We start from the raw sequence: 14,822 nt of genomic DNA, 5'->3' as shown, positions 1-14,822 counted from the left end.
CTTATACTGAGTTAATCAAAGAACGTAATTAGCAGACCATTGCTCAAGAACATGTTTGTAGGGTTTGATGAAGTTCTTCTCAGTAAACTTCCCTTGTTCAATAGCCAGATGGCTACGTTCTTCTCGGTCGTAAACAATTTGCGTTAATGAAAAATCCCGATGGCTCAGGCTCGGTTGATATTCGATACCTGCCGGAGAATTTGCATTATAAATCTCAGGACGATAAATCTTCTGGAACGTTTCCATCGTGCTGATGGTACTGATGAGTTCAAGATTGCTGTAATCACGCAGCAAATCACCCGTAAAATAAAACGCTAAAGGTGCAACGCTGTGTTCAGGCATAAAGTAACGTGCATGCAGGCCCATCTTGCTGAAATATTTATCGGTCAGTGAATATTCATCCTGCTGGTATTCAATGCCCAGTACCGGATGACGGTTGCCGGTGCGCACATAGGTGTTTTTGCTTGAAACGCTCAGGCAAATCACCGGTGTTTTGCTAAAATTCGCTTTGTACGCTTCTGATTTTATGAAGGATTTAAAGATATTGCCATGCAGCTCACCAAAGTTATCCGGGATGTTAAACACGGGATTATTTTTGTTATGCTCTGACAGCAATACGCTGAAGTCGTAATCGCGCACATAAGAGGAGAAGTTATTTCCGACAATGCCTTCAATGCGTTCATCGGTTTTTTTATCGACAATATTGGTTTTTAATATTTCGATTACCGGGAAGGCATCACGATTATTTTCGACATTGATATTCATTTCGACAGAAATGATCTCAAGCTCGACAGAATAACGGTCCCCTTTTGGGTTGTCCCAATGCGCCAGGGAATTGAAACGATTATCAATCATCACCAGGGCGTTGTGCAGGTTATCCTGACGGTTCTTACCACGGGCCAGGTTAGCAAAGTTGGTGGTGATGCGCGTATTTTCTGATGGGTTGTAATTCTCATCAAAAACACTGCTCTTAATCGTAAATGTGAAGTTGTTATTCATCGTGTTTTAGATCCTGAATTCTGATGTGAAAACTGCATTGTTCGCCAGAACGGCCTGCTTTTGTCTTGTGGCTTGCGTGTTCGGCAGTCTTCAACGCGTCGGTAATCAATAAGCATATTTTATGCCAGAGTCATGGCATGAGTGAAAGCGACTTAATTTCACATCAACATGAGCCTTCTTCATATCGTCCTGCGGGTGCTGTACGCGCCGCTTTCCCAGCAGAGCGACCGGGGCAAAGCGGGCAACAATGCCCTGCATGAAAAAGAGGCAATAAAGGCTCGCCGCCTGCCCTGTTTGCACGGCAGACGGCCTTTCACCTGCCCCGCTCACGGCGTGGGACAGGTTTCACTTTTCGCTGATAACGACGGCCGAAATCTGTCCGCAGAGGATGTACCCAGCGTTATTTCTTTTTGGTAAGCATCGACTTTAAATCAGCAAAAGGATTGTAGGTGGCTGCACCCACATCGTCCTGCGCATCCTCGCCCGCCACAACGGAGGTGCCGTACTGATCGGCTTCCGTGTACTTCGAGTGTTCGTGGTCGTGGCAGTACAGGCACAGTAACTCCCAGTTACTGCCGTCTTCCGGATTATTGGTGTGGTCGTGATCGATGTGGTGAACCGTTAATTCACGCAGGTTCGAATACACAAACTCCCGCGAGCAACGCCCACAGACCCACGGATAGATTTTTAACGCTTTCTCACGGTAGCCACTTTCCAGACGCGTATAGTTTTTGGGGATCAAAGCCATGACCGACGTTACCTGTATGATGAGATATTTTCACTTGTGATAGAGCAGGCTGACCTGCCTGCCGGACTACTTTAACGGGATCTGGGGCCGTCTGGCGATGTAAGTCTGCCAGAACGGGTAAAATATCTTCCTGAAGAAAGAAACGGCCTTCGGTCTGGCCCGTCATATCCGCTTTGCCGCTTCACCGGCAAAAAGCACCCATGTTAATCTTTTTCATCTTCCGCAGGCGGCATAACCTCTGTCGAATCAGCCGTTCGTTCGGCCTGGGATGTTTTTCCTGTCCAGGCGTGAAACGCTCTGGCAAAGGAGTTGTCGTCTTCAAAACCGAGCAGGAACAAAATTTCCGCACCCGACATAGCGGTACTGCGCAGATAATGTATCGCGAGAGATTCCCTTACCTTGTCGAGGATCTGCTGAAACGAGGTGCCTTCATTCTGCAGTTTGCGCTGCAGCGTCCGGGAGCTGACTGCCAGCTTGCGACAGACCGTCTGCATTGCGGTTTCGCCAGCAGGCAAACTCTCCAGCAAGATGCAATGTACCCTTTCAGCCATACTCGCCGTTTTATCAAGGTCCGCCAGCCGCTGGCGCAGCGACGGCTCAAAAAACTGCCCGCCGCACGTCCGCAATATGTAGTGATTATGCAGACCTTTTCGTGCAGCAAGCATTCAGCGGCAGGATGCGATCCTTTCCCCTTCAGTGCGCCTACAGACCGGCTTTTTCTGACGTTCCCTTTTAAAGGCCAGGATATATCAGTCAATTCTCCCTGCAAGGGCTGAGGTGCGACGAGATGAATATGACCTGCTCACCCTGACAAAATATCAAGACCCTGCGCTGGACGAGCCTGTCTTCTCTGGCTTTTATCATATCCCTGTCAGTCTGGGTGAAACGTCGAGCCGATGATTACCCCCGAAGTTAAGCCTGACGAGATTGTCATCTGTAAAAGCGCGTGTGCGGGTTATGCAGTAGCGGTTATCGCTGTCAGGGTGAGCTGGACTTTGGGGTTTTGTTTAACTCGGCCTCAACAGAGTGAAACGATCCCAACAGAAAAAGGGGGCCGTTTATGGTAAATGTCTTTATCGGGCAACTTCACCTGAAATCTGACGGAGCAAAAAATGAGAACCCAAAAACGGTGCCTGGGTTATGTCGCCATTGTGGTTGATGACTACGATCGCGCCATTGACTATTACACTGACAAGCTGGGCTTTACGCTTGTGGAAGACACACCGCAGCCGGGTAAACGCTGGGTAGTCGTCACGCCCAATCCGGAAAGCGATTGCAATCTTCTTCTGGCCCGTGCTTCCAATGAGCGCCAGGAGAGCGCTATTGGTAATCAGTGCGGTGGCCGCGTTTTTCTGTTCCTGCAGAGCAGCGATTTTTGGCACGACTACAATGCCATGAAAGCCAAAGGTGTGACGTTCTGTGAGGAACCGCGTGAAGAAGAGTACGGCACCGTGGTGGTATTTGAAGATATTTATGGCAACCGTTGGGATCTTTACCAGAACAAGTAAAATCCAAACTGTTTGCCTGTTAAACATAAAACACAGGGTCAGAAATTAATAATAATGACTCACTCATCCGAACTAAGCGCGGTTGGTGAGTCAACGAAATGGCTGGACATTAATAACAGTAGCCTTAAAGATTGCTGGTTTTAGATCCCAGACATTCAACAGATAAAATCATATGGAAGAAAAGCTCAAATTCATGATGTTGGCGCTTGAATATTCCCGCCGGGCATTGCCAGAATGCAGACCTAATCCCCCTGTCGGCTGCGTTATTGTTCATAACGGCGTTGTCGTTGCTAAGGGTTTTACACATCCACCAGGCCACCACCATGCCGAAATCGATGCGCTCACAAAGCTTACATTCCCCATTAGCGAATGCGAAGTATATGTCACTCTTGAACCCTGCTCTTTTCAGGGCAGAACGCCCTCTTGTGCTTTAATGCTTGCAGAGCTAAAGCCGGGGCACATTTATATTGCCATGGAAGATCCGCACCCTAAAAACAGAGGCGCGGGACTCAATATTTTAAAAAATGCGGGTATCAGCCTTACATCAGGTATCGGAAAACAGGCGGTCGAGACGTTTCTTTTCCCCTATCTGGATAAGTCTTCATGATAAACACCACTTTGTGGTGGCTCACTGTCTGGTTGACCTGGACAGTACTGCCTTCTCAGTAGCAATCGACCTTTTCAATAACTACGCCCATCACGCTTGATCCAGCGCTTCCCCCCTTTTCCGTGCCTGGCCACACATATGTAAACAAGCTCATGCCCATGTGCTACTGACTTTTCCGCCCCAACAGCGCTAACTGGCAGAAAAATCGCTATATGAATGATATGATTACCCCATTCGATTCAGTCAAAAAATACAGGTCGTCACCCTGAGGGCAAGATATGAACAATGAAGTCTCACTGAAATATTATGACATTGCCGATGAGTATTCGTCGGAAACGGAAATGCCGGTAAGCGAATCGGAACGTGACGCGCTGGCGCACTATTTCCAGTTGCTGATTGGCCGTTTAATGAATAATGAAGAAATCAGCGAAGACGCGCAGAAAGAGATGGCCGTTGAAGCGGGCATTAATGAACAGCGCATTGATGAGATAGCGACCTTCCTGAATCAGTGGGGCAACGAGGACTAATTTCGATACATGATGCGCGCTAAGCCGTGCATCATTTTTTGCCTATCCACGGCCTGTCCAGTCTGCTTCCTTACACCAGCTCATCCCCAATATCGTCACTCGTGGAATCCCCCGTTCCCATCGCTAACCGGGTTGATGCGCAGGTATTTTGATCATAGCGATAATGCGCCCTCTGCATGTACACCACGTTATCCGCCTTCTTTCTGCCAAACAGGACTGCGCCATGCCCGGCAAGTGCCGACACGCGCCAATGCGGTCTCCCGGCGCGCGGGAAAGCACCTGTGCCAGGGCACAGGTGCAGGCGATAAACATTATTATGCGTGTTTGCCAAAGGAGGCGGACTCATCGTCCTCATCAGTAATGTTAGGTTTCGACAGGCTGGCTTTAACGCCCCAAAAGTAGCAGACCAGAGACGCGACAATGATGAGGATCATATCTAAGGGTGCACCAATCGCCCCGCTTCCGCCGTAGGTACCGAGCATAGAAATCACCATTACCGCGATGTAATAAGCCAGCAGCCACCATGCGCACCGTAAATCCTGACTGAACTGGCTGTTCTTTTTACCAAAAATCGCATAAGCGACCCAGGCAACAATCAGAATCGGAATGAGGATCTCATTCACGGACCAGCCGCTCCAGTAAATCAAAAGTGTACTGGCTACAAACGCCAGCGGACTGAGAAACGCCGCGACAGGCAGACGGAACGGACGCTGCATATCGGGCAGGTGATTACGGAACGCGCCAAGGGTTATCGGGCCGGGCATGTAGGTAAAGACCGTTGCCGAGGTTACTGCGCCAATTAATCCGCCCCAGACCTGAAACTCAGAGGGCAGCGTCCAGGCAATGGCCAGCACCAGCGATAGCCATAACGCGCCACGAGGTACGCCAGATTTTGCATCCACTTCACCAAACACTTTGAACAGATGACCGTTACGCGCCCAGGCAAACAGCACGCGTGCGGCTCCTGCCAGATAGATGTTGCCGGTCCCGGCAGGCGAAATCACCGCATCGATGAGAATCAGGTTAATCAGCCAGGTCAGCCCCAGGCTGCGCGCCAGGTCGGCATAGGGAGACTGGAATACCTCCTTCAACCCTGCCCAGCCATGTTGTGACAGCAAATCGGCCGGTACTGCCCCCATAAAGGCATATTGCAGGGCCAGGTAAATCACGAAGCTGACAGCAATGGCAATACCAATTGCCAGAGGCACGTTGCGCTGTGGATCTTTGGCTTCACTGGCAAAATCCACGGCCTGACGAAAGCCGAGGTAGGCAAAGACAATCCCAGCCCCCGTCAGCGAGCTGAAAACGCCATGTGCACCGCCAGGTGGTGACGGTGGCACATCAAGGTTCGGCGCATGGAAGTAAAGCAGGAGCGTGATGATAGTCAGTAACGGCACGATAAATTTGAAGGTGGTGACAATGGTGTTAACGCGACCAAAGAAGCTGACGCTCCAGTAGTTAAGCAGGAAAAACACCACCAGCAGCCCAATCTGTACAACAAACCCTAACCCCGTAGGGCTGCCGTCCGTGTGCCCCAGCGCGGGCCACCAATAGATTGCATACTGACGCACGGCCTCCACTTCGACGCCGGCAGTGCTGGTATAAGCCAGCAGAGAACTGACACCAATCACGAAGCCGACGATGTTGCCGTGGGAATAATTGGGATAGCGAACAAAACCCCCTGCGCGCGGCAGTGCCGAGGACAGCTCGGCGTAAACCAGGCCAATCATCAGCACGATCACGGCACCCAGCACCCATGCCCAGCCGGTATGGCTGCCCGCATAACCAGAGCTGTTAAGCGCGGCATATAACCAGCCCGAACCGATCATTGAGCCGATGCCAAGTAATGACAGATCGACCAACCCTAATTTCTTTTTGAGACCTGTAGATGCCATGATATGCCCTTATCTGATTATTAGATGTTGTACGTGGGAATAAAGCATATTGTGTGCCAGCACTATTTTACTGTCGTAACTGTTTATGTAAGAAACATTCTGGATCACAGAACCTGACAGATAAGGGTTTCAGGAAGGCGTTTAAACAGAAATAAAAATATCCGTCGATGTTTATGGCGATATTAAGCATGAGATCAGGGTGCAATGCGCACTGCAATGATCCAGAAAATACAACGCGACGCTATTTGAAACATTCCGTCACCAGTGCAAAAGTTGTGACATATATTCGGGCCGGGCCGCTGTCAAAACCGTGGCAAAAAAACGCGGTAATACGGCCATCCTCTGAACAGATACCGGCATTTCGTGGGTCTGCATCGCCAAAGACCCGATAGATGACATCATGCAAAATAACGCACGCGGCTTTTACCCTCCGCCACCGCTGCTCACAGGCTGTCCGCCCAGGCGCAGGCGTTACCGTGGAAGCGACCGGTTCCGGCTGTTCTGTCACACCACTGAGCGATGTCTTCGCCCATGCCAGTCACCTGATTCATGCAAAATTCGCTACCACTGAACAGGTGATTACTGAGAGCTCCGGCTCACGCCAGCAGCGTTTAAACGAATGGCTGGAGACACAGGCACACCTTGATGGCGCGGCGGCAAAAGCCATCCTCTCTGATCAACATAACGCTGCCCTGCCCATTTATCGTCTGTCACCCGACGATCCGGATGAAGAGAACACGCTTGCGACGGCCGTGTTTATTCTGGATAACGAGAAAACGACCTTGCAGGTTTTTACGCTGGATCGGCACCATGCGGCGCGACAGTACTGCATTGAATGACAGGCTGCGCCCGGGCTGGCAGCACGCGAGATAATGCGAGGTCTGACGGCAGGCAAAGTGTGGCACTGGCGACTGAGCGTTTTAAGCAACGTCGATGGATCAATGTTGCCGCTGTATTCGCGCCATCAGCAGGCTGAACATCAAGGTTAGTAGAAGCTTGATGGAGTGAAACTGACGGCGGCGACAGATAGCGTTAACGCCAGGGATAGTCGGAGCCACCGCGCCGTCCCTGTTCGGCGCGGTGGCTGGTCCCCTTCTCTCCGCACACCGCCAGAGCCGGTCAGAAAGGCGCATTGGCGATCGCGCCACAGTCAGCGGCCTTGCCGACCAAAAAGGGCCACAACCACGGCTTTTGTCAGGGCGGCACGCCGTGGGACAACATCGTCAGGTCTGTCTCTTCTCCGACACCGATGTCCGACGAGCGCGAGGCGGCTGTCACGCTGAAAACCACGATTATCAGCCAAGCACATCCTGCACGCAGGCTTTAAACACTTTCACCCCAAGCGCGAGCGCGTCGCGGTCAAAATGCATCTCCGGATGATGCAGGCCGGGCGTCAGGTTAGCGCCCAGCCCCCAGAAGCCGCCTTTGATCTGCGGACGAAGACGCAAATAGTGGAAGAAATCTTCACTGCCCGGCGTTGATTTCGGCGCTGTGAGGCCGGTTTCGCCAAACACACGGCGAATACCTCGTGCGATCACCTCGGTTGCCTCGTCATGGATAATGGCGGCGGGCATCTCTTTCAGAACGCGGATGTCCGCACGCGCGCCATACGCAGCGGCGCTGCTCTCAATTGCGCGCAGCACCTGCGGCTTGAGGACATCCATCGCTTCGTTTTCTGCGGCACGCAGATCCCAGCACACCTGCGCTTGATCCGGGATCGAATTGGTGACGCCCGCATCGCAGAGAAAACGCGTCGCTTTCGCGCTCCATGTCAGCGACGGTGCAAGATGAATGCCGTTCACCGCCTGCACCGCATGGGCAGCGGCATCCAGCGCATTGACGCCTAAGTGCGGGCGCGCAGCATGGGCCGCTTTGCCATGGAACATCACTTCAACGGTGGCGGACGCCGAGTAGTACATCGCTGGCACGGCCTGCCCCATCGGGCACTCCTCCAGCGGACGCAGGTGGAAGCCGAGCAACATATCGACATCATCCAACACGCCACCTTCGGTAAGGGCAATCGCCCCGGTGCCCAACTCTTCGGCTGGCTGGAAGATAAACTTCAGCTTGCCGTTTTTCACCAGCCCCTCCGCCATCACCTCCTGGGCAGTAGTCAATACGACCGTGGAATGGCCGTCGTGCCCACAGGTGTGGCGCGCCACATGTTGGCCGTCAATGATATGCCCCAGCGCATCCATATCGGCGCGCAGCGCCAGCGTCGGACCAGGCTTACCGCTGTCCAGTACGGCAACAATACCGGTGGTGTTATTCACCTTGCGCGTAACCTGGTAGCCCGCCGCCGCCAGCACGTCCGCGATATAGGCGGATGTTTTGTACTCTTCGAACCCCAGTTCCGGGATTTGGTGCAGGTAATTAAAGTGCTCAAGTGTACGTGACACGTCTTACTCCTTAGTGCTCAGGCAATAACGCGCATAATCAGCATGGCGATTACGGCATTGAGAATGCTGACCGCCATCAGTAACGGCCAGTACTTCTTCGGCACATCGGCCACGCCCAGCAGGCGCCCCATGTACTGGAGTTGCGATCCCATCAAAAAGATGGCGGGCGCGAGAATGGTGATCTGCCCCACATCAAGTTGGCCTTTGCTCAGCAGGCTAACGGCCACGCCGGTTCCGGCAGAGGAAGAGAGCCAGGCGGTTAACAGTACGGTGATCGCTTCGCCCGGCAGGCCGAAAAGCCCCATCAGCGGTGCGCAAACGTGTCCAATAATCTGCATCACGCCCAGTAAATTGAGCATTTCGGCGATCACATAGGCCATTAATACATTCGGCATCAAATTATTAATGGCGATATGAAAACCCTTGCGCGCGCCAATAACGAAAATATCAAACGGATTACTGGAGACTTTTGCTTGATTACTCATTGTCGAAATCTCGCTTATAAACAGTATTTAATGCCAGGCGAACCACGGCTGCGCCAACGAATTTCAGGACAAACATTAAAACCAGCGGAATAATGATCGGGATGGTTAAGGAAGCAAACATTGCCGATCCGATGGAAAAATAGTTATTAATCAACCCGGCACCGGAATACTGCCATGACCCCATAATCACCACATCTTTGCGGGTGATCTTTTCGCTGTCATAGAGTTCTTTCGTTAATGCCGCACCGGCATCGGTACTTTGCAGATCGGTAATTAATGCCAGACCGGTGTAACCTGGAATGCCGAGCAGCGGTTTTAACAGCGGCGTGAGTAATTTATGCGCCGCACGGATCGCACCGTAATGGGTGAATATTTCCAGCAGGCCGAGCGCCAGCATCACCGTTGGCACCAGCGAGAGCGCAAAAAGAAAACCGGCTTTGGCGCTCAGGCCGCCGCTGCCGATAAAGGTGTTGGTTTCCGGCGTCTTCATCGTGCCGAACGCGCCGCCAAGCGTGGTGAAATCGAACGCGCCCAGCCAGGCCATGTCATCCACTTTAAAAAAGAAGCCGGAGAAGACCAGCAGCACAATGACCAGTGAAATCCATGCGCCAGGCCCCACTTTCCACTCCTCTGCTGCCTCTTTTTCTGGCTGCTTCAGTGTTTTTGATTCGCTCATATCATCTCTCTTTACATGTATAATGGAAAAGTCCTGATACTAAGCAGGATCCATGCCTGAATAGCCCAGCCGTAAAATAAACGCCTTTCACCAGGCTGATTTTTGCAATAAAAACCCTTCCCGAAAAATAGCGAGAAATTCAAGCGCATTAGCGGGAAAATTATTTCATTGTGCGTGTGTAAAAGCGCAATGAAATACGTTATCCCCTTTTCTGGGCGCACTTTTGGTGCAGTGAGACTGATTTCCTTTTTCTTTTTTACTGACGCACCAAATTTGGCGGTTAATTTGATTATCACTATTTAAACGGCTTGATAAATAGCCATCAAGTGATGTTATTGTTGCTCTCAGGTCAACAGTAATGAGGGAATGCGGCAGATGTTCCAGGATAAACAGGTGGGTTACCTGTATGAAGTGGGTAACCAAGGCGGCATTCGCCGCGCGGCAGATATCCTTGGCGTTAACGCGTCGGTGGTCAGCCGCCAGATCGCCCAACTTGAACGTGCGCTACAGCTTCCCTTGCTGGAACGGCGCGGGCGTAATGTGGTATTGACCGAAGCGGGACGGCTGCTGGCGGAGGACTATTTTGCCAGCCGCCAGCGGCGCGAAAAGCTGGAGAGCCAGCTTAAAGATCTGCGCCATATGCGCGGCGGAACGCTTTCGGTGCGCATTGGCGGCGGACTGATCACCGCGTTTATCGAAGGGGTCATGCGCGAGTTTGCCCAGTCTTACCCGATGGTGTTTGTCGATATTGTGGTCGGCAGCATGCAGGAGATGATGAACGATATTGTCAGCGGCGAAGCCGATATGGCGCTCGCCTTTGGCCCGATTGGCACACCGGAACTGAAGCGCCACAGTTTCCAGTGGGGGCCGATTTGCGCCGTGGTCGCGCCACAGCATCCTGTCGCCGGTCACGCCAGCATCACTATTGAAGAGTTGAACGCTCATCCGCTTATCGCTCTGACGGAGAACTTTGGCTTGCAGCGCCACATGAACGCCATGTTCAAAAGCCAGGGTTTGCAATTTCACCCGGCCTACCGATGCAACCTGTTCTCCACTGCCATGAACCTCAGCCAGGCGGGGCTAGGTGTCTCATTTATGACTGCCTATGCCGCCGCCGACCCCATTCGTCAGGGGACACTTGTCGCCGTCCCGCTCGACCACCCGATCGCCAGTAGCGCCCAGTGTCACCTGTTACGGAACTCAGACAGGCGCTTTACCCCAGCCGCCCATCATATGTGGCGACTTCTGCATAATGCGTTTCGCGACAGATAAAAATAGCGACTCCCGTAAGCGTTGAGCGGCGTGATTTTTTAAATGTCGTCATGCGGGATGGGTAAATCCTGAGCGTAGCCTGTAACAGAGATGCGCTCACAAGGCACGGCATCGCCAGTGGTGTGAGCGTCGGGCCTGACAAAGACCGGTTGGCGGTCAACTTTCTGCTGAAGGTGGAACAAAATGCCTGTGTGCATAATCTCAGCCTGTTGATGAATCGAGGCTTCGGCATCAGTATGACGGGCTGACATCAGCCAGAAGATGGACTTATCGGCATTTAAAGTCGCGGTGAGCGAGGAGCGGACGTGTCACTTATGATATGTATCCAACACCTTGAGCATAACTTTCCTGAGTAGCATAAAAAACGTGAAGTTAAGAAAGGTCTTTGCACATAAACACACTCAACGGATCTGCTGCATACGGGGGGAATGCATCGCATATTTCGTACCCGCACTTACGATAAAGTGCGATGGCCGGTTGCTGATTAATCCCCGTTTCAAGCCGTAATAAGCACGGAGTCTTCTCTGAGGCCATCGTCTCGATTGCGCTGATTATCCGCTCTCCGAGCTTCCTGCCCCGGTATTCCGGTCGAATATAAACCCGTTTAATCTCAGCTGAGCCATTTTCCTGAAACAGCAAAGCACCACAACCCGCAGGTGCGCCGCCTTCATCACGTACGATAACGCAGCGGAGCTGCTCGTCATTAACGGTTGAAAGATCCAGACAGTGATTACTTTCTGCAGGATACAGTTCGCGCTGAAAGGCATCGAGCTCGCTGACCAGCCACGCCAGGTCAGAATCACTTTTATCCACTTCTGAAATGCTGAACATTCACTATCCTCGATTTAGTTTTAACTGCTAAATCTACCATGCCTGTTCACCTGGGACGGCTTTCTGTATTTAACAGAGAACCCATTTGCGGCTTAGGCTTTTGGCGCTAAGCGGACTGTCCGTAGGTGATGCCAGCTATGAGCGATCAGCGGACTAAATTCTGTCTGACAAGATCAAATGCCCAATACCTTTTCCGCGTTGTTCTGTATCCACAGATAGCATTTCAATACGTTTTTTGCTTACCCCTGTACAACCCAGGATAGAGTCGTCACAGCATCCACGAGCAATACTAATAGTTAAACCAGGAAAATAGCTATGGAGTATCAGCGGGCGCAGCACTTGAATATCCTGTTCTTGTAAAAATCATGCGTCGCACATACGGATGATTCCCAGACCTTTAGTAAAATCGGTAATGAATTTGCATACCTGCTTCAATCGTTATCGTGATTTTCCTTAGCCATTAATTACCCTTGCATCATCATGATAGCGGTGGGTTATTATTTGTCACATTGTGGCGAGTCAATGTCCGCCATGAGCGAAAAATGCCCGTTTAAATGTTTGTGTAACACCACTGGATTTCAGCTACTACTTTTCCAGGTCTTCGCGGGTGGGTCCCTGAAAGTAGATTGTACTTATATGACAACTACGAGGTTGTTTCAGCACAAAGTGAATCGTCTCCCAAACAGATCGTCCATTCATCAGACGCTCCCCCATTCTGGATTGATCATCGACAAACGTATCTAACCCAGTCAGCTCGAAATCTGGTGGGTACAGCCCGGTAACACGTATATTTTCTTCTGATAGCTGCTGGGACAGTTTTGTTGTAAACCCACTAAGACCATGTTTACTGGCGAAAAAAGCGGGATGCGCAATTGAATCTGTAAAATTCGGAATGCCACATGAAGATATTATTGAGACGATATCAGCACTGTCCGAACGTCTTAATGCAGGCAGTAATGCCTGAGTCAGTAGAATAGAACCTGTCAGGCCTGAACTGACGGTATTGATAATTTCTGTAACTGGTTGATTGTCTAATGTCCCTGACAGCCACTGAGCAGCATTGAGGATTAAAATGTCTACAGGCTTATCTGAATTTAACAGTTGTGAAGAAAACTGAGAAAGAGATTCAGGACGGGTTAAATCACAGATATACCCGTTTGCCGTGCCGCCTTCAGCACTGATGATGCTGCAGGTATCTTGTATCTCCTCTGCACGTCGTGCGCTAAAGTGCACCTCGACTCCCTCTCGCGCCAACCATACGCATAATGCCTGACCGAATCCCTTGCCTCCACCTGTAATAACCGCTCTTTTACCTCTCAGCATATTTGTGCATCCCTTTACTAATGATTATGTGGTTCAAGCTATACATGAGGAGGCGAAGTGACATCTTTCCATTAGTGCTATTTTTATCTCAGGAATACAAAAAACAGTACTACGAACTGTTGAATAGTTTGCCCGAGGGATTTGCAATCGAGCATGTCAGCATAGTGAGGCCCACTATGAGTGAACAGCACACATTTACTCATCGCGACTGAATATGTCCATCCTGGTAAACATCACATCCCTGCCGTCTCCCGCGCATGCGCGCTCAGTGTGCTTCTGACGCGAGTCGTCTTTTTCCGGCACGCTTCCTGTCCGTATACCCAGCACTACACATGGTGATTTCTGCGTCGCTGCGTGGCTGTGCACAGTGCAGTAGTGTTATGCCGTTCTGGACGTCGGAAAGTGCAGGTTTCTGCGGGCGATAAACTGATTTTTTATCGCTTATCGCGTTACCTGATTTCAGCACGTTACTCAGAAACCGAAAAGGAACTTATCGAAACTGCAGCAATTCCTGGCAATATCAGCAATATGAGGAATGATGCCTTGTTCACGATCGGCACGATAAATTGCGCTGTATCTGACAAGAGGCAGCCTGGGTTTGAAATCGAGCTCCCTGAGTATCCCTTTTTCCAGCAAAGGCATTAAAGGTTTTCGGGGAAGATAGGTAATACCCATACCGGCAACCGTCAGCCCAATCTGGGCAAAGAGATTGTTACAGACAATATTCCGGTCAAATTTAATGCCGCGCATTGAAAAATAGCGTTCATATATCAGACCTGTGCCGGACGTGGGACCCTGCACAAAAAAGGAATATTTTGCTGCTTCGTCAATATCAATTTTCTCTTCAGCGGGTATAAGTGCTGTCGACGACATCCAGGAATTTTCGACACTGCTCAGAAGGCACGCGTTGAGGCGAACGTCGTCGTACATGTCAGGTGCAATAATCAGATCGAGCTTGTCATTCTGGACGGAATCATACAGAACGGGAGAGGCATCCACGGTAGGCACTATCTGTACCCTGGGATAGACTTCACGGATTTGCTGAATCAGCTCGGGTAGCCAGGTAAGGGATGTCAGCTCAGTTACACCCAGCCGGAGTTGTGAAATCAGAACCTTCCTGTCGCTGATCCTCTCAAGCAGGTGGTTTCTTTTCTCTACCAGCTCCTGACTGTAAAAAAGAAGCTCTCTTCCCTTCTCAGTCAGCCGCGCATTTCTGCTCGACCGGTCAAATACCTCAATATCAAAAGAGACTTCAAGTTCATGTATGCGCTTTGATATAGCAGACTGCGTCATATTGAGCTTCTCCGCGGCCGCTTCAAAACTGCCGAGATTAACTATCCATATCAGCGCATCCATTTGTTTGAATGTTATCACCTGGGTTACCTCTTAAAACGACCGATAAAAAGTCCAGAATGTTGCGAAAGCCGCACCCCGTCTCTGGTGGGGCCTCGCTATAGGTGAAAAGAGACCTTTAATAGCAGGGGCGAGAAATTCCTGCTCAGATCACAGAACTGACATAGGAAATTCGTATGCCTTCGTCGAAAAGCGCCTT

General features: G+C 50.9%; 16 protein-coding genes and 1 pseudogene. 5 read left to right on the top strand and 12 right to left on the bottom strand.

The window, feature by feature from the left end:
* Positions 1 to 15 precede the first annotated feature (15 nt).
* From CMR03_RS19840 to CMR03_RS19825, 3 genes are all read right to left on the bottom strand, one after another.
* On the bottom strand, positions 16 to 999 hold the full coding sequence (locus tag CMR03_RS19840) for a DUF1852 domain-containing protein (protein WP_096012432.1): 984 nt from the start codon (positions 997 to 999) through the stop codon (positions 16 to 18).
* A gap of 400 nt (positions 1,000 to 1,399) precedes the next feature.
* Positions 1,400 to 1,747, bottom strand: coding sequence for an HNH nuclease YajD (gene yajD / locus CMR03_RS19830; RefSeq protein ID WP_063879236.1), 348 nt, complete (start codon positions 1,745 to 1,747; stop codon positions 1,400 to 1,402).
* 203 nt (positions 1,748 to 1,950) lie between these two features.
* Positions 1,951 to 2,298, bottom strand: coding sequence for a helix-turn-helix domain-containing protein (locus CMR03_RS19825; RefSeq protein WP_244181401.1), 348 nt, complete (start codon positions 2,296 to 2,298; stop codon positions 1,951 to 1,953).
* A 561-nt stretch (positions 2,299 to 2,859) separates the two neighbouring features.
* Between CMR03_RS19825 and CMR03_RS19820 the strand changes: the two genes are divergently transcribed.
* The 3 genes from CMR03_RS19820 (at position 2,860) to CMR03_RS19810 (ending at position 4,389) form a co-directional block, all read left to right on the top strand.
* Complete coding sequence (locus tag CMR03_RS19820) at positions 2,860 to 3,255, top strand: VOC family protein (protein ID WP_063879234.1); 396 nt, start codon at positions 2,860 to 2,862, stop codon at positions 3,253 to 3,255.
* Positions 3,256 to 3,427: 172 nt separating this feature from the next.
* Positions 3,428 to 3,862 (top strand): bifunctional diaminohydroxyphosphoribosylaminopyrimidine deaminase/5-amino-6-(5-phosphoribosylamino)uracil reductase RibD, encoded by a 435-nt coding sequence (locus CMR03_RS19815; RefSeq protein ID WP_063879233.1) that lies wholly within the window; start codon positions 3,428 to 3,430, stop codon positions 3,860 to 3,862.
* Positions 3,863 to 4,140: 278 nt separating this feature from the next.
* Positions 4,141 to 4,389: a DUF2543 family protein gene (locus CMR03_RS19810; RefSeq protein WP_096012429.1), complete on the top strand. Its 249-nt coding sequence runs from the start codon at positions 4,141 to 4,143 to the stop codon at positions 4,387 to 4,389.
* Between the two features lie 70 nt (positions 4,390 to 4,459).
* On the opposite strand, the gene CMR03_RS25315 is transcribed toward CMR03_RS19810, so the two are convergent.
* Both CMR03_RS25315 and CMR03_RS19805 read right to left on the bottom strand, forming a co-directional pair.
* The gene (locus CMR03_RS25315; RefSeq protein WP_158086990.1) at positions 4,460 to 4,633 is read right to left on the bottom strand and encodes a hypothetical protein; all 174 of its coding nucleotides are present in this window, start codon (positions 4,631 to 4,633) and stop codon (positions 4,460 to 4,462) included.
* A gap of 70 nt (positions 4,634 to 4,703) precedes the next feature.
* Complete coding sequence (locus CMR03_RS19805) at positions 4,704 to 6,284, bottom strand: APC family permease (protein WP_096012428.1); 1,581 nt, start codon at positions 6,282 to 6,284, stop codon at positions 4,704 to 4,706.
* 473 nt (positions 6,285 to 6,757) lie between these two features.
* On the opposite strand from CMR03_RS19805, the pseudogene CMR03_RS19800 reads away from it, so the two are divergent.
* Positions 6,758 to 7,123: pseudogene (locus CMR03_RS19800) on the top strand (carcinine hydrolase/isopenicillin-N N-acyltransferase family protein); the annotation flags it as partial.
* 456 nt (positions 7,124 to 7,579) lie between these two features.
* Here the strand turns inward: CMR03_RS19800 and CMR03_RS19795 are convergent.
* The 3 genes from CMR03_RS19795 to CMR03_RS19785 are packed head-to-tail and all read right to left on the bottom strand — an operon-like array spanning position 7,580 to position 9,844.
* Positions 7,580 to 8,683: a M20 peptidase aminoacylase family protein gene (locus CMR03_RS19795; protein ID WP_096012426.1), complete on the bottom strand. Its 1,104-nt coding sequence runs from the start codon at positions 8,681 to 8,683 to the stop codon at positions 7,580 to 7,582.
* Between the two features lie 17 nt (positions 8,684 to 8,700).
* Positions 8,701 to 9,168: a YjiG family protein gene (locus tag CMR03_RS19790; RefSeq protein WP_063879222.1), complete on the bottom strand. Its 468-nt coding sequence runs from the start codon at positions 9,166 to 9,168 to the stop codon at positions 8,701 to 8,703.
* On the bottom strand, positions 9,161 to 9,844 hold the full coding sequence (locus CMR03_RS19785; protein ID WP_096012425.1) for a nucleoside recognition domain-containing protein: 684 nt from the start codon (positions 9,842 to 9,844) through the stop codon (positions 9,161 to 9,163). Before CMR03_RS19785 ends, CMR03_RS19790 begins: the two co-directional genes overlap by 8 nt.
* A 375-nt stretch (positions 9,845 to 10,219) precedes the next feature.
* Between CMR03_RS19785 and CMR03_RS19775 the strand changes: the two genes are divergently transcribed.
* Positions 10,220 to 11,116 carry a LysR family transcriptional regulator gene (locus CMR03_RS19775; RefSeq protein ID WP_096012423.1) on the top strand — a complete coding sequence of 299 codons (897 nt, stop codon included), beginning with the start codon at positions 10,220 to 10,222 and terminating at the stop codon, positions 11,114 to 11,116.
* Between the two features lie 38 nt (positions 11,117 to 11,154).
* On the opposite strand, the gene CMR03_RS25310 is transcribed toward CMR03_RS19775, so the two are convergent.
* The 4 genes from CMR03_RS25310 to CMR03_RS19755 all read right to left on the bottom strand — a co-directional run bounded on the left by CMR03_RS25310 (position 11,155) and on the right by CMR03_RS19755 (position 14,644).
* Positions 11,155 to 11,313, bottom strand: coding sequence for a hypothetical protein (locus tag CMR03_RS25310; protein WP_158086991.1), 159 nt, complete (start codon positions 11,311 to 11,313; stop codon positions 11,155 to 11,157).
* Positions 11,314 to 11,488: 175 nt separating this feature from the next.
* Complete coding sequence (locus tag CMR03_RS19770; protein ID WP_096012422.1) at positions 11,489 to 11,947, bottom strand: GNAT family N-acetyltransferase; 459 nt, start codon at positions 11,945 to 11,947, stop codon at positions 11,489 to 11,491.
* A 585-nt stretch (positions 11,948 to 12,532) separates the two neighbouring features.
* Positions 12,533 to 13,270 (bottom strand): SDR family oxidoreductase, encoded by a 738-nt coding sequence (locus CMR03_RS19765; RefSeq protein WP_096012421.1) that lies wholly within the window; start codon positions 13,268 to 13,270, stop codon positions 12,533 to 12,535.
* Between the two features lie 471 nt (positions 13,271 to 13,741).
* Positions 13,742 to 14,644 (bottom strand): LysR family transcriptional regulator, encoded by a 903-nt coding sequence (locus tag CMR03_RS19755; protein WP_063879212.1) that lies wholly within the window; start codon positions 14,642 to 14,644, stop codon positions 13,742 to 13,744.
* Positions 14,645 to 14,822: the final 178 nt, after the last annotated feature.

The sequence above is a fragment of the Pantoea allii genome (assembly GCF_002307475.1).
In the GTDB taxonomy this organism is placed as follows: domain Bacteria; phylum Pseudomonadota; class Gammaproteobacteria; order Enterobacterales; family Enterobacteriaceae; genus Pantoea; species Pantoea allii.
Note: the sequence above shows the minus strand (reverse complement) of the source record. Positions and strands in the feature narration are given on the sequence as shown.

Bases quoted from the DNA above. Each gene is read 5' to 3' on its own strand.
- CMR03_RS19840 (WP_096012432.1), bottom strand. From the start codon at position 999: ATGAATAACAACTTCACATTTACGATTAAGAGCAGTGTTTTTGATGAG.
- yajD (WP_063879236.1), bottom strand. From the start codon at position 1,747: ATGGCTTTGATCCCCAAAAACTATACGCGTCTGGAAAGTGGCTACCGT.
- CMR03_RS19825 (WP_244181401.1), bottom strand. From the start codon at position 2,298: ATGGCTGAAAGGGTACATTGCATCTTGCTGGAGAGTTTGCCTGCTGGC.
- CMR03_RS19820 (WP_063879234.1), top strand. From the start codon at position 2,860: ATGAGAACCCAAAAACGGTGCCTGGGTTATGTCGCCATTGTGGTTGAT.
- CMR03_RS19815 (WP_063879233.1), top strand. From the start codon at position 3,428: ATGGAAGAAAAGCTCAAATTCATGATGTTGGCGCTTGAATATTCCCGC.
- CMR03_RS19810 (WP_096012429.1), top strand. From the start codon at position 4,141: ATGAACAATGAAGTCTCACTGAAATATTATGACATTGCCGATGAGTAT.
- CMR03_RS19805 (WP_096012428.1), bottom strand. From the start codon at position 6,284: ATGGCATCTACAGGTCTCAAAAAGAAATTAGGGTTGGTCGATCTGTCA.
- CMR03_RS19790 (WP_063879222.1), bottom strand. From the start codon at position 9,168: ATGAGTAATCAAGCAAAAGTCTCCAGTAATCCGTTTGATATTTTCGTT.
- CMR03_RS19785 (WP_096012425.1), bottom strand. From the start codon at position 9,844: ATGAGCGAATCAAAAACACTGAAGCAGCCAGAAAAAGAGGCAGCAGAG.
- CMR03_RS19775 (WP_096012423.1), top strand. From the start codon at position 10,220: ATGTTCCAGGATAAACAGGTGGGTTACCTGTATGAAGTGGGTAACCAA.
- CMR03_RS25310 (WP_158086991.1), bottom strand. From the start codon at position 11,313: ATGCACACAGGCATTTTGTTCCACCTTCAGCAGAAAGTTGACCGCCAA.
- CMR03_RS19770 (WP_096012422.1), bottom strand. From the start codon at position 11,947: ATGTTCAGCATTTCAGAAGTGGATAAAAGTGATTCTGACCTGGCGTGG.
- CMR03_RS19765 (WP_096012421.1), bottom strand. From the start codon at position 13,270: ATGCTGAGAGGTAAAAGAGCGGTTATTACAGGTGGAGGCAAGGGATTC.